The following is a 13,667-nucleotide window of genomic DNA, read 5'->3' on the forward strand; positions in this document are numbered from 1 at the left end:
TGCAAATATTTATCTGGTATCTCTAAATACTCATTTCTTTATTGGTAATAAAATAAAAATACAAATGGTTACTTTGTGAATCAGATTCTAATGGTTGGGGGAATAAAGATGTCAGCGACAGATTATCTACAACAACTATTTGCAGATCGTATCGGTGGAGAAAGATTTGGTTTGGAAAAGGAAATTTATAAATTTGAAAAGATAAAGCGAGCAAAGAAGGAAGCGATGGAAAAGAAACCAGAAATAGAACTGATTGACCTTGGGGTAGGCGAACCGGATGTGATGGCTGACAAAAAGGTCGTTCGAAAGCTAGCTGAAGAAATAGCTAAACCAGAAAATCGATTTTATGCTGATAATGGAATCGAAGAATTCAAATATGCTGCAACAACTTATATGAGAAATGTTTTTGGAGTAGACAATCTCAATCCAAAAACAGAAATTAATCATGTTATCGGAATAAAATCAGCCTTATCTATGATTCCAACAGCACTTATTAATCCTGGTGATATTACGATTATGCCATCACCAAATTATCCTGTCCTAGGTACACACACTGAATATTTGAGAGGAGAGGTGGTTCATTTACCCCTCTTACCAGAAAATGCTTTTCTTCCAAAATTAGAGTCATTATCTGAAGAGGTTTTGAAAAAGGCTAAACTCCTTTATTTAAATTATCCTAATAACCCAACTGGAGCAGTGGCAACAAAAGAGTTTTTTGAAGAAGTAGTCCGTTTTGCTAAAAATCATAAATTGATTGTTATTCATGATGCTGCGTATGCTTCCCTTGTATTTAAAGGTGAAAAACCCCTAAGTTTCTTGTCTATCCCCGGGGCAAAAGATGTAGGGATAGAGCTACATTCCTTATCAAAATCATTTAATATGACTAGCTGGAGAATTGGTTTTGTCGCGGGTAACGATAAACTAATTTCTGCGTTAAAAGCATTAAAAGATAATTATGATTCAGGTCAATTTATTCCGATTCAAAAAGCAGCAGCATATGCCTTATCACATCCAGAAATCACAGAAAAAACGGAAGAGAAGTATTCAAGAAGGCATTCACTTTTAGTAAATATCTTAAAAAATGTCGGGTTTAGCGTTCAACAACCAAAGGGTTCATTTTTTTTATATACTAAAATTCCGAAAGCAGTCGAAAATGGACCTAAATTTAAATCAGCAGAAGAATTTAGCCAATATCTAATTAAAGAATTACTAATATCCACAGTTCCTTGGGACGAAGCAGGTGCCTACATTCGGTTCTCGGTTACATTTCAAGCCGATGGGATCATCGAAGAGCAGCGTGTCTTGAATGAAATTGAAGCAAGGTTGCGTTCGGTCCGTTTCGTCTTTTAAGGAGGGATAATAATTGTATTTTACTAAAATGCATGGTTTAGGAAATAGTTATATTCTTTTTAATCAATTAGACAAAGCAGATAATATTTTATCAGAACATGAATATCCCAGACTTTCTAGAAAAATCTCAGATGTAAATTATGGGATAGGATCCGATGGAATTATCCTTATTTGTTTATCTGAAGTGGCTGACTTCAAAATGAGAATTTTTAATGAAGATGGCACGGAAGCAAAGAATTGCGGCAATGGATTACGTTGTGTTGCAAGGTATCTCTATGAATATCAGTATTCTGAGAAATCCTATTTTACGATTGAAACACTGGGGGGAATTGTGAATATTGAAGTGGAAATAATAAATCAAGCAGTAGAATTTGTTAAAGTGGACATGGGAAAACCGAAACTTCTAAAGGGAATGATCCCAATGGAAGGAAATCCACTAACTACCACTATAAATGAAGCTTATACGATCAGTGAAAATGAGTATAATCTAACTTGCATATCTATGGGAAACCCTCATGCAGTCATGTTCGTTGATAATATTCATGACATTCAACTTGAAGAAATTGGTCCTAAAATTGAACGTTCAGACTTATTTCCAGAAGGTGTGAATCTAAGCGTCGTGCACGTTAGGAATCGTAAAGAATTGGATTACCGGGTTTGGGAAAGAGGTTCAGGAATTACAATGGCTTGTGGAACAGGTTCTTGTGCAGCTGTAGTAGCTGCTACATTAAATAATCTGATTGATAAAAATCAACCCATTCTCGTTCATCTTCCAGGAGGAGATTTATCTGTCAGATGGGATGACAATGGTCATGTATGGATGCAGGGAGAGGCTTCCTATGTGTGTCATGGAGAATTAGATAACAATTTTTTATTGAATTATTAGGATGCTACGTTAATCCTTGAAGGGTTAACGTTTTTTGTTGAATATCAGTTGGAAGAAAGAGGGTGTTGGATAGTCATAGTAGCAAGAAATAAGTTGGATTAATACCAAATTAATCTTTAAAAAATTTGCCATAAAATACCTTTAATTATAGTAAATTTGTCCGATATAAGAAATTGGGGAAAATAATTTCTCTTGCTTAAAAACTTTCATTAGGAGGACGAACAAATATGCAAGATGTTGCAATACAAGAGGATACGCATCCGATTCTGCAATCATTTATTCAAGTAGCACCGTATTTACAATTGTTAGTCAATGATGATATAACGATTGGGGTTTATGATACGGAGAAGTTACTGATAAATATACCAGCTAAGACTTTTCAACTTCAGGTATCACCTGGCGACCCATTGCTGGAAGGTGATATTATTACAACTGCAATTAGTCAAAATGCAAACCAAGCAATGGTTGTACCAGCAGAAGTATTAGGTGTAGATCTTGTTTCACGTGCGATACCAGTACATGATGAAAACGGCAGGGTGATAGGTGGAATAGGCGTAGGGACCAACGTCGAAAGGGCGAATAAACTCTCAGAGATTTCTAGCAATCTATCACATGTTATTGGTGATGTAACAAATACAGTTCAAGAAATGGCTGAGTCGGTTAACGAACTAGCTACCAATATTAACTTTGTTTCTGAAAAAGCAGACGAAGTGACAAATAGTGTAAATCTTATTGAGCAAGTTTCATCTGTTGTTAAAAGTATTGCAGATCAAAGTAATTTACTTGGATTGAATGCTGCTATTGAATCAGCACGTGCTGGGGAGCATGGAAGAGGTTTCGGAGTTGTTGCCGACGAGATTAGAAAAATGGCAGTTAACTCAAAAGATAATGTAGAAGAAATTCAAAGCATTACAAGTCAAATTAGAGAAGTAATCGGGCATCTTGGGGATGATATCCAGAAAGTGAATTTAGAGTCTACATCTCAGTCCGCTGCGATTGAAGAGTTAACCGCAACAATGGAAGAAATAAATGTAAGTATTTCTAATTTAGCAGAGTTAGCAAGAGAAAATATCGAATTGAAGAAATAAAAGGGGATAATAAAAATGAATTTTAAACAACTAGAGAGTCAATATATTAATGGTGAGTGGAGAGATGGTTCTAGCAACCTTACAATAGAAAATAAAAACCCATTTAATGGTGAATTAATCGCTACATATAAAGCAGCAACGAAAGCAGATTTAAACACTGCTTATGAAGCTGCACAAACTGCACAAGAAGCTTGGGCAAATACGAACCCTATTGCACAAAGAGATATCTTTGATAAAGCAGTAGATTATATCAATGAAAATCACGAAGCAATTGTTGACGTAATCATTGATGAAATTGGTGGGACACGCTTAAAAGCTGAATTTGAAATTGGTTTAGTTAAAAACATAATTAAAGAAGCATCTACTTTCCCAATGCGCATGACTGGTACAATTTTACCTTCTCCAATTGATGGAAAAGAAAATAGAGTTTATCGCGTTCCAGTTGGAGTAGTTGGAGTTATTAGTCCGTTTAACTTCCCATTCTTCCTATCCATGAAATCAGTTGCACCAGCATTAGCTACAGGAAATGGTGTTGTTCTGAAGCCACATGAGCATACAACGATTACTGGTGGAACAATGATTGCTAAAATCTTCGAAAGTGCTGGGTTGCCTAAAGGTTTATTAAATGTAATCACAACTGAAATCTCAGAAATTGGAGATGACTTTGTTGAACACCCAATCCCACGCGCTATTTCCTTTACAGGATCTACAAAAGTTGGAAAACATATTGGTGAAGTAGCTGGAAGAAATCTTAAAGAAGTACATCTGGAATTAGGCGGAAATAGTGCTCTAGTTGTTTTAGATGATGCAGATATTGATTTAGCCGTTAGTGCTGGCGTATTTAGCCGTTTCACACACCAAGGTCAAATCTGTATGTCAACAAACCGCTTAATTGTTCATGAAGATGTTTATGATAAATTCGTAGAAAAATATCTTGAAACTGTATCAGGTCTTACAACTGGTGATCCAAAAGATCCAAGCACAATTATTGGACCACTTATCAATGAACGTCAGGTTAAAACAACCGTTGATTTAATTGAAAAAGGGATGGAAGAAGGTGCAACACCTGTACTACGAGGAAATGTTGTAGGAAACGTAGTAGAACCAGTTGTCTTTACGGGCGTTACTCCAGACATGACAATTGCAAATGAAGAGTTCTTTGCTCCAGTTGTATCCATTATGAAAGTGAAAAATGAAGAAGAGGTTCTTCAATATGCTAACCAAAGCCCATACGGCTTAAGTGGAGCAATCCATACAAGAGATGTAGAACGTGGAGCAGAGCTTGCAAAACGTATGGACACAGGTATGATTCACATTAATGATGGAACGATTAACGATGAGCCTAACGTTGCTTTCGGTGGCGTTAAAAACTCAGGAGTTGGCCGTCTAAATGGTGAGTGGAGCTTAGATGCATTCACTACTACAAAGTGGATCTCTATTCAACATACAAAACGTGCTTACCCATATTCATAAGAAGTAAATAAAAAAATATTATCTAGTATAAAAAGAGGTTCTTACTAAATCACAGCATTTAGCAAGAGCCTCTTTTTTTATTTGTACCAATCAATATGAATGAATTTTCATTGGAAAGGGTAAAGAAGAATTATGTCTAGTTTAATAAATGTAGGGTATAGTCCATTTAACTTTATGAAGAGGTGAAGATATATGAGTATAGATGAAATTATTCGCAATCAAAAACCAACAGGACAATCTGCAAGAAATAAAACAGTGAGTGGAAAAAAAGGGATGGTATCCTGCGCAGTTAAAGAAGCGTCTATCGTAGGCGAAGAGGTATTGAAAGACGGTGGTAATGCTATCGATGCAGTGGTTGCTATGCAGCTTGCTTTATCTGCAGTAGAGGGCATGAATACAGGTCTTGGTGGTAGTGGATATATGATTTATTACGATAAAGAGAGTAACGAAACCAAGGTGTTTAACGGAAACAGTAGAGCACCAGCAGCCGTTACTCCAAAACTATTTTATGATGAAAATGATGAATTGATGGAGTTCGATGATAGAACTACTAGCCCACTTGCAGTTGGCGTGCCTGGGCTTATAAAATTACTTGAATTAGCACATGGGACGCATGGCAGTATGAGCCTCGAACGCTTGATTGACCCAGCGATTCGCCTAGCAGAGGAGGAATTTCGAGTTAATGAACTATGGGACCGAACGCTACAGCTTTTTAGTGACCGTCTAGGGGATGAAGCGAAAAAGTTTTATGTTCCTAATGGTCAAGCTTTAAAAGAAGGCGACTATGTTCGTCAACCTGATCTTGCAAAGACTTTAAAAGTCATCCGTGAAGAAGGTTTCTCAAGTTTTTATACTGGAGAAATTGCCGATGCGATTGTCGATACCGTAAAAAATCTCGGTGGGATCATGGAAAAAGATGATTTAATAGGCTACGAAGCAAAAACCGAGCCGGCATTTTGGGGAAGCTATAAAGATTATGATTTAGCCTATCCTGCGCCACCAAATGGGGGAGGAATTGCTTTATCCGTTCTATTAAAACTATTTGAAAAAACAAATGTGAGTCAATATGATATTCATTCCTGGGAAAAGTATCATGTGATAGCCGAGTCGATAAGAATTGCTTTAGCAGATCAACAAACATATATCGGAGATCCCGAAATTATTTCTATCCCAAATGAAGCGATGACTTGTGATGAGTATATTGAAGAACGAATGAAATTGATTGATTTCTCTAAGCTGCATGAAGAAATAAAAGAAGGAAATCCATGGAAACATGACGAAAGAAAAGCCAATTACACCCCACATATGGATGTAAGTAAACATGGTATGGATACGACACATTTAACTGCTGTTGATCAATGGGGAAATATTGCAGCTTGTACAACTTCGATCGAGCGGATATTTGGTTCAGGAATAATGGTTCCGGGCTTCGGCTTTATGTTGAATAATGATTTAACAGACTTTAATCCAGAGCCAGGAACAGCAAATGAACCGAACGGAAACAAATATGTATTGAGTTCAAAATCACCAACTATTGTTTTTGATAATGGCAAGCCGTTTTTCACACTAGGTTCTCCAGGAGCATCGACAATTGTCGGCTCTGTTGCTCAAGTTCTTTTACATGTTCTTGATTATAAAATGGATCTTGGTGAAGCAATTGCCGAACCGCGTATATTTAATGATCCGAAACGCACGATGGAGTGGGAAGATGGAATTAATGATGAAGCGATGAAAAAACTGAAAGATTTAGGATATAAACTAGATAGAAGTTTTAAAAATGAAACAGCAGATTCGCGCATCAGTGATATAAAAGCAATTCTAATTGATCATGAAAATGGTATGTTGTACGGGTCTTCGGATTCCCCGAGACCATCGAGAACGATAGGAGTAAATGAAACATCATAAACTTTAACAATCTAATAAGGAGGAGGGATAAAATGGGTGATCCAACCCACCTATTAGAAGAATTAATCAGAATTGACAGCTCTAGTAAAGCTGGGGCAAATGAAGCAATTTCCTACTGTGAAAAGTGGTTAAAAGAACATGAGCTACCTGTTAAAAGACTTGAAAACCAGGGTTTCCACATGCTTATTTGTGAAATTGGACAAGGAGATCATACTGTCGTACTGAATGGACATATTGATGTTGTGGAAGCGGAAGAAAGGCAATTTGTCCCCAGAACTAAGGGCGAAAAGTTATATGGACGTGGCGCTGTGGATATGAAAGCTGGAGTAGCAGCATTTATGATGGCGTTAACTCAGTTGAAAGACAAGGAACTTCCAGCTAAAGTCATGCTCCAAATCGTTTCGGATGAGGAAACTGGTGGGGAGTTTGGAACACAATATTTAACGGAACAAGGCTACTTGGGAGATTTTATTATTTGTGGCGAACCGACGAATTTGGGAATCGGTATACAGACAAAAGGTGTATTACAACTAGATATTACTGTCAAAGGGCAATCGGCACATGGAAGTCGTCCGTGGGAAGGGGAAAATGCCATAACAAAAGCATTTAATCTCTTTGAAGAAATTGAAGAACTTCCTTTTGTACAAGAAAGTTCACAGATGTATGATCATCCATCTATTAATCTTGCTAAAATAAAAGGTGGTACTGTTTATAATAAAGTACCTGATCAATGTGAGATTTCCCTGGATATCAGATACCTTCCCGATCAATCTCCAGATGAAATTACACAACAGATTAAGGGGCTTTCGGATAGTATCGTAAAGGTTCATACAAAGGGCGATCCAGTGAAAACGAAAGAGGATAATCCATTTGTAGAGGTGTTGAGTACGTCCATTAAGCGGATTACTGATCTTGAAACAGTGAATATATTTGGTCAACATGGTTCTAGTGATGGGAAGTTCTTCACTCCTTATGGTGGCTCTGCAATAGAGTTTGGTCCAGTTGGAACGGATTGGCATGGAGAAAACGAAATGGTATACCTCGATTCCGTGAGAGAATATCAAAAAGTCCTTGTAGACTTTATTATGTCTATAAGGGATTAAAGTTTTGATTTGAAAAGCACGTGGGCAGCAGTATATTCGTTCGCGTGTTTTTTTCTACAAAAAAAGGAAGTGAAATATGGAAACTTTATTATTTGTATTATTATTGCTAGTAATCATTGGATTAATTAGTGGGACATTCATGTTTTGGGTGCCGGAACAACATAAAAGCATAGGATCAACTGAAAATCTTCCGTTCATCTCCATTATTATACCAGCTCGTGATGAAGAAAAACGTTTGCCGAATCTATTAAAATCACTCAACCAACAAGAATATAAAGCTTACGAAGTAATTGTTGTTGATGATGGATCTGTAGACGATACGATTTCAGTTGCTAGAAGTTATGGTGCAAGTGCTATTAAGAATCAAGCAGTAGAAAATATGACTGCGGGAAAAGCGCGTGCATGTGCAACAGGAGCAGAACATGCGAAAGGTGAGTGGTTGTTATTTTTGGATGCGGATGTGCAATTTAAGAATAAAGATAGTCTAGGAAACTTACTCGCTACTTTTCAACGAAAAGGCGCAGAAGGAATTTTTTCCGTACAGCCATACCATGAAATTAAGCATACATATGAAAATCTTTCTGCAATATTTAATGTAATTGTGGTAACGGGAGTGAATGTATTTACATTTTGGAAGGATAAACTCAAGACAGCAGGTTCATTTGGTCCAGTGATTCTAACTACGAAAGAGGACTACGAACGTACGGGAGGTCACAATCAAGCGCCAGAGTCTATTATGGATGATTTTGCGCTTAGTTCGATTTATCTGGAGCAGGATTTACCAGTTATAAATTATGCAGGCAAAGGATTAATTACATTAAGAATGTATCCTGAAGGTATCAAACAATTGGTGGAAGGCTGGACGAAAAATTTAGCAACAGCCTCTCAATCTACCCATTGGTTTGTTATGCTTTTAATTATGATGTGGATAAATGGAGCATTTATGGCGGTACTCTTTCCGCTTTTATCACTGTTTATAGGAGAAACAACTTGGATACTATTAGGCGGAGCTTTTTATTTTGTCTATGCATTTCACGTACTTGTTTTAGCAAGACGAACAGGAAACTTCCATGCATGGATCTTCCTTCTGTTTCCTATTTTGTTTCTATTTTTCACAGCTATATTTGTTTACTCTTTATATTGCACACATATTCTTCGTTCTGTTTCTTGGAAAGGACGTAAGATAAAAGTGTAGGGGAAAAGGTGTATGACATGACATTTTCTACTGCTATAATGCTTATTCTAGTTAATATTTTTGCGTGGGGTTTTTTGCACTTTTTTATTTCCTACCTATGTTTTCTAATACCGATTGATTTCTTTAAAAAGGATTTAAGCGGTTTTAGAATTGCTGGGTGGGAAAAGGATGGGGCGTTATGGAATAACATATTTCATGTGAAAAAGTGGAAAAAGCATCTTATTGATGGCTCCTCCATCGTAAAACAGAGTTATAATAAAAGTAATTTACATGGTACCAAAAAATACGCATTAGCCGAGTTCGCTGCGGAAACGAAGCGTGCAGAATTAACACATTGGCTCTTAATACCACCTGCATTATTATTTTTCCTGTGGAATCCAATGTGGGCTGGGTGGGTAATGGTTGCTTACGCACTTATTGCAAATCTTCCATTCATCATTACGCAGCGCTATAATCGTGCGAGGATAGAAAAAATAATCATGCGCCTTTAATCAGTTTCAAAAAAGCACAGCATTCTAGGTTTACTAGATTGCTGTGCTTAAAAATTTAATTAAAAGAATAATAATCCAATCGATATTGGAATGAAACTGTAGAATAGGATAATTACACAGAAGCCCATGATATCTCTAACTTTTAACCCTGCAATTGCTAGTAGTGGAAGGGCCCAGAATGGTTGAATCATGTTTGTCCATGCATCTCCCCATGCAACAGCCATTGCTGTTTTTGCATTATCCACTCCTAATTCAATTCCAGCTTGGATCATAATTGGACCTTGAACTGCCCATTGTCCTCCACCTGAAGGTACAAAGAAGTTTACAAGTCCAGCACTAATGAAGGTAAATAATGGGTAAGTGAATTCGGTTGAAATATTAACAAACCATAATGACATCATATCTGATAGCCCGGAAGCAACCATCATGCCCATGATCCCTGCGTAGAATGGGAATTGAACAATAATTCCTCCAACGTTTTTAACAGCGTTATTTACGCTATGCAAAAATCTACGTGGTGTACGGTGTAAAATTACCCCTAAGAATAACATAATTAAGTTTACAATATTAATATTTAAATCGAATCCTTTTGTTGAAAAATGATATACAACATAAGCCAGACCGAGTAATCCAATTAGCATAGAGACAATTTGACTATTCTCGATTCTATCAGACGGTGTTGCGTTTTCATTTGTTTCTTCAACATACTCATCTTTAAAAGAGTTTTTTTGCCAATCGATTGGTTTTGAAATTTCAAGACCTTCTCTTGTTTTCATTAAATATGCATTTAGAAATGGCATTGTAAAAAGAATAAAGAATACAATAAACAGATTCGAAGCACTGAACATTGTTTCAGTTACTGGAATTATGCCCATTTGTTCTTCTAAAAAGTGTCCTTCAGTAGCGATTAATAACGGAATTGATCCTGAAAGACCACCGTGCCAAACAACAAATCCACTATATGCACTAGCTACAAGTAAACGATAATCAACAGATGGAACCTTTTTTGCAATCTGAATTGCCATGAGCGCTCCAACGACTAACCCAAAACCATAGTTGATAATGGAACCAATTGTTCCTACAAACGTAACTAGGATAATAGCTTGGGCTGGCGAACTTGCCATCATACTAATTTTTTCTAAGCCCTTTTTAACGAGTGGTGTGTTAGCTAAGATATATCCAGTAACAACAATGAGAGACATTTGCATTGCAAAGGCTAGTAAGTCCCAAAATCCTCCACCCCAGTATTCCACCATTTGAATAGGTGAACTGTCCGTCATCAATATTCCCATTAGGAATACAACTAAAGTTAAAATAATAGCGAAGATAAACGCATCTGGTAAGTAACGTTGAACAATTCGATCAAAAAAATTAGTAATAGTTCTCATTATAATCCCCCTTGTAAGACTTATCTAACATAAAACTTACTCCCCTGTAAGCATTCATTTAAAGCTAAAGTGTAATTGCAAAACCTTTCATAAAACAGACTCCCAAGCTTGTTACGCTTGGAAGCCCTCTGTGATTAATTCAGGTTCAACGGTACTCGTTACATCTTCTAAAGAATATCCGTCAGCAATTTCTACTAATTTCAAACCTTCATCAGTTACGTCGATCACTGCCCTATCTGTAATGATACGATCAACGACACCTTTTCCAGTCAAAGGCAGAGAGCATTTCTTTAATATTTTTGGTCCGCCTTGTTTCGTTGTATGCTCCATAATAACGATGATACGCTTGGCACCGTGAACTAAATCCATTGCACCTCCCATACCTTTAATCATTTTTCCTGGAATCATCCAATTTGCTAAGTCACCTGTTTCAGATACTTCCATTCCCCCCAGAATGGCAATATCTATATGACCTCCGCGAATCATCCCAAAGGATTCTGCATTACTAAAATAGCTTGCCCCTTTTATAGCAGTAACAGTTTCCTTTCCAGCATTAATAAGGTCAGGATCTACCTCATCTTTTGTAGGGTATGGACCGATTCCAAGTAGGCCATTTTCAGATTGTAATACAACTTGTTTATCATCTGAAATATAATTAGCCACCATCGTCGGCATACCAATCCCCAAGTTAACATAGGAACCATCTTGAATTTCCTTTTCCGCTCGCTTTGCGATTTCAACTCTTACATTGTATGTCATTTGATGACCTCCTAATTCCTAATCACTTGTTGTTAGTCGCTCAATACGTTTTTCTTGTTTTCCTTGAATCAAACCTTGTACATAAATACCAGGCGTATGAATTTCATTTGGATCAAGTTCTCCAACTTCAACGATTTCTTCCACTTCAGCAATTGTAAATTTACCTGCTGTCGCAATGACAGGGTTAAAGTTTTGTGCTGTTTTACGGTAAATTAGATTTCCATGTTTATCAGCTTTCCATGCACGAACGAGGCTATATTCAGCAACTAATCCTTCTTCTAGCAAATATTCTTTACCATTAAATTCTCTCGTTTCCCTACCTTCCGCAATCGGAGTACCGACACCAGCTGGAGTGTAAAATGCTGGAATCCCAGCTCCACCTGCACGAATTTTTTCTGCGAGAGAACCTTGAGGGACTAATGTCACTTCAAGTTCGCCGTTTAATACTTGTCTTTCAAATTCTTTATTCTCACCAACATAAGAAGATATCATTTTTTTAATTTGCTTGTTCTGTAGTAAGAGACCTAATCCCCAATCATCAACTCCACAGTTGTTAGAAATAACCGTTAAATCCTTCGAACCTTTGTCACGTAATGCCTGGATGAGGTTTTCTGGAATTCCAACAAGTCCAAAGCCTCCAACCATAATTGTCATGCCGTCTTCAATACCTGAAACAGCATCTTCAAAATTTGTATAAATCTTTTTCACGATTGTTCCCTCCTTGTTAGCCTCTTTCAATAATTGTAGCTACACCCTGGCCGCCACCGATACATAAAGTTGCTAATCCATACTGCTCTTCGCGACGTGTTAATTCATGAAGTAGTGTTACTAAAATACGCGCACCACTTGCTCCAATTGGATGTCCTAAAGCAATTGCTCCACCATTAACATTTAAAATATCTTCATTGAATTGGAGCTCTTTCCCTACAGCTAATGCTTGTGCTGCGAAGGCTTCATTTGCTTCGATTAAATTCAATTGATCGAGTGTAAGGCCTGATTTTTGTAATGCTTTTTTCGTTGCTCCAATTGGTCCAAGGCCCATGACACTCGGATCTAATGCAACACTAGCATTTCCTTTAATTGTAGCCATTGGTGTAATTCCAAGTTCTTCAGCTTTTTTGCGGCTCATTAATACAACTGCTGCTGCACCATCATTTATACCAGATGCGTTTCCAGCAGTAACAGAACCGTCTTTTTTAAATGCAGGTCTCAACTTACCTAGACTTTCTGCAGTTGTGCCTTCTCGCACGTATTCGTCGGTATCAAAGATTATTGCATCTCCTCTACGCTGAGGGATTTCTACTGGAACAATTTCATCTTTGAATTTGCCGTCTGCAATTGCTTTCGCTGCTTTTTGTTGACTAGATGCAGCAAATTCGTCTTGCTCTTCTCGCGTTAATTCATATCTATCACAAACATTCTCTGCGGTGGTACCCATATGGTAATCATTGAAAGCACACCAGAGTCCATCTTTAATCATACTATCTACAAGTGTTTTGTCTCCCATGCGCAAGCCATCTCTAGCATCCATTGAAAGATATGGCGCTTGACTCATATTTTCCATTCCGCCCGCAACAATAATATCTGCGTCACCTACTTGGATTGCTTGTGTAGCTAGATGAATTGCTTTTAGACCTGAGCCACAAACATGGTTAATTGAAAAAGCTGGCGTCTGCTCTGATATACCTGCGTGCACTGCTGCTTGTCTTGCCGGATTTTGACCAAGTCCTGCTTGCAATACATTACCTAAAATCACTTCGTCTACTTGATCTCCGCTAACTCCTGCTTTTTCTAAAGCACTTTTAATGACAAGTGCACCTAATTGTACGGCGCTTATATCTTTTAAAGAACCACCAAATTTTCCAATGGGCGTTCGTAAAGCGCTTACAATTACAACGTCGTTCATTGACATTTAATAACCTCCTTACATTCTAAAAAGATAAAGTATTCTTAATTAAGACTTTACAATGAATTGATTTATAAGTAAAATGAATATAAGGAATGTCACTTATTCTATTATCGAATAAGT

The 13,667-nt window shown here is 37.3% G+C and carries 12 protein-coding genes; 8 read left to right on the forward strand and 4 right to left on the reverse strand.

The window, feature by feature from the left end; all coding sequences use genetic code 11:
• Positions 1-108: 108 nt before the first annotated feature.
• The 8 genes from ACXYMZ_RS15160 (at position 109) to ACXYMZ_RS15195 (ending at position 9,491) form a co-directional block, all read left to right on the forward strand.
• Positions 109-1,350, forward strand: a complete 1,242-nt coding sequence (locus ACXYMZ_RS15160) for an LL-diaminopimelate aminotransferase (RefSeq protein ID WP_458949248.1) — start codon at positions 109-111, stop codon at positions 1,348-1,350.
• A 13-nt stretch (positions 1,351-1,363) separates the two neighbouring features.
• Positions 1,364-2,236, forward strand: a complete 873-nt coding sequence (dapF, locus tag ACXYMZ_RS15165) for a diaminopimelate epimerase (RefSeq protein WP_458949249.1) — start codon at positions 1,364-1,366, stop codon at positions 2,234-2,236.
• A 227-nt stretch (positions 2,237-2,463) separates the two neighbouring features.
• Positions 2,464-3,324 (forward strand): methyl-accepting chemotaxis protein, encoded by an 861-nt coding sequence (locus ACXYMZ_RS15170; protein ID WP_458949250.1) that lies wholly within the window; start codon positions 2,464-2,466, stop codon positions 3,322-3,324.
• A 15-nt stretch (positions 3,325-3,339) separates the two neighbouring features.
• Positions 3,340-4,797, forward strand: a complete 1,458-nt coding sequence (locus tag ACXYMZ_RS15175; RefSeq protein ID WP_458949251.1) for an aldehyde dehydrogenase family protein — start codon at positions 3,340-3,342, stop codon at positions 4,795-4,797.
• A gap of 192 nt (positions 4,798-4,989) precedes the next feature.
• Positions 4,990-6,702 carry a gamma-glutamyltransferase gene (gene ggt / locus ACXYMZ_RS15180; RefSeq protein ID WP_458949252.1) on the forward strand — a complete coding sequence of 571 codons (1,713 nt, stop codon included), beginning with the start codon at positions 4,990-4,992 and terminating at the stop codon, positions 6,700-6,702.
• A 32-nt stretch (positions 6,703-6,734) separates the two neighbouring features.
• Entirely contained in the window at positions 6,735-7,805 is a 1,071-nt protein-coding gene (locus tag ACXYMZ_RS15185; protein ID WP_458949253.1) for a M20 family metallopeptidase, read from the forward strand.
• A gap of 76 nt (positions 7,806-7,881) precedes the next feature.
• Positions 7,882-9,000, forward strand: coding sequence for a glycosyltransferase family 2 protein (locus ACXYMZ_RS15190; RefSeq protein WP_458949254.1), 1,119 nt, complete (start codon positions 7,882-7,884; stop codon positions 8,998-9,000).
• Positions 9,001-9,038: 38 nt separating this feature from the next.
• Positions 9,039-9,491 carry a glycosyl-4,4'-diaponeurosporenoate acyltransferase CrtO family protein gene (locus ACXYMZ_RS15195; protein ID WP_458949255.1) on the forward strand — a complete coding sequence of 151 codons (453 nt, stop codon included), beginning with the start codon at positions 9,039-9,041 and terminating at the stop codon, positions 9,489-9,491.
• A gap of 59 nt (positions 9,492-9,550) precedes the next feature.
• Here the strand turns inward: ACXYMZ_RS15195 and ACXYMZ_RS15200 are convergent, their stop codons facing one another.
• The 4 genes from ACXYMZ_RS15200 to ACXYMZ_RS15215 all read right to left on the reverse strand — a co-directional run bounded on the left by ACXYMZ_RS15200 (position 9,551) and on the right by ACXYMZ_RS15215 (position 13,550).
• Positions 9,551-10,879, reverse strand: a complete 1,329-nt coding sequence (locus tag ACXYMZ_RS15200; protein WP_458949256.1) for a short-chain fatty acid transporter — start codon at positions 10,877-10,879, stop codon at positions 9,551-9,553.
• A 111-nt stretch (positions 10,880-10,990) separates the two neighbouring features.
• Positions 10,991-11,638: a CoA transferase subunit B gene (locus ACXYMZ_RS15205; RefSeq protein WP_458949257.1), complete on the reverse strand. Its 648-nt coding sequence runs from the start codon at positions 11,636-11,638 to the stop codon at positions 10,991-10,993.
• Positions 11,639-11,656: 18 nt separating this feature from the next.
• Positions 11,657-12,346, reverse strand: a complete 690-nt coding sequence (locus tag ACXYMZ_RS15210; RefSeq protein WP_458949258.1) for a CoA transferase subunit A — start codon at positions 12,344-12,346, stop codon at positions 11,657-11,659.
• Between the two features lie 16 nt (positions 12,347-12,362).
• Positions 12,363-13,550 (reverse strand): acetyl-CoA C-acetyltransferase, encoded by a 1,188-nt coding sequence (locus ACXYMZ_RS15215; protein WP_458949259.1) that lies wholly within the window; start codon positions 13,548-13,550, stop codon positions 12,363-12,365.
• Between the last annotated feature and the right edge of the window lie 117 nt (positions 13,551-13,667).

This window comes from Oceanobacillus sp. CAU 1775, from assembly GCF_054482815.1.

What these genes read in the sequence shown, in the direction of transcription:
- ACXYMZ_RS15215 (WP_458949259.1), bottom strand. Translation starts at nt 13,550, where the DNA reads ATGTCAATGAACGACGTTGTAATTGTAAGCGCTTTACGAACGCCCATT.
- ACXYMZ_RS15175 (WP_458949251.1), top strand. Translation starts at nt 3,340, where the DNA reads ATGAATTTTAAACAACTAGAGAGTCAATATATTAATGGTGAGTGGAGA.
- ACXYMZ_RS15200 (WP_458949256.1), bottom strand. Translation starts at nt 10,879, where the DNA reads ATGAGAACTATTACTAATTTTTTTGATCGAATTGTTCAACGTTACTTA.
- ACXYMZ_RS15170 (WP_458949250.1), top strand. Translation starts at nt 2,464, where the DNA reads ATGCAAGATGTTGCAATACAAGAGGATACGCATCCGATTCTGCAATCA.
- ACXYMZ_RS15190 (WP_458949254.1), top strand. Translation starts at nt 7,882, where the DNA reads ATGGAAACTTTATTATTTGTATTATTATTGCTAGTAATCATTGGATTA.
- ACXYMZ_RS15195 (WP_458949255.1), top strand. Translation starts at nt 9,039, where the DNA reads ATGCTTATTCTAGTTAATATTTTTGCGTGGGGTTTTTTGCACTTTTTT.
- ggt (WP_458949252.1), top strand. Translation starts at nt 4,990, where the DNA reads ATGAGTATAGATGAAATTATTCGCAATCAAAAACCAACAGGACAATCT.
- ACXYMZ_RS15205 (WP_458949257.1), bottom strand. Translation starts at nt 11,638, where the DNA reads ATGACATACAATGTAAGAGTTGAAATCGCAAAGCGAGCGGAAAAGGAA.
- ACXYMZ_RS15185 (WP_458949253.1), top strand. Translation starts at nt 6,735, where the DNA reads ATGGGTGATCCAACCCACCTATTAGAAGAATTAATCAGAATTGACAGC.
- ACXYMZ_RS15160 (WP_458949248.1), top strand. Translation starts at nt 109, where the DNA reads ATGTCAGCGACAGATTATCTACAACAACTATTTGCAGATCGTATCGGT.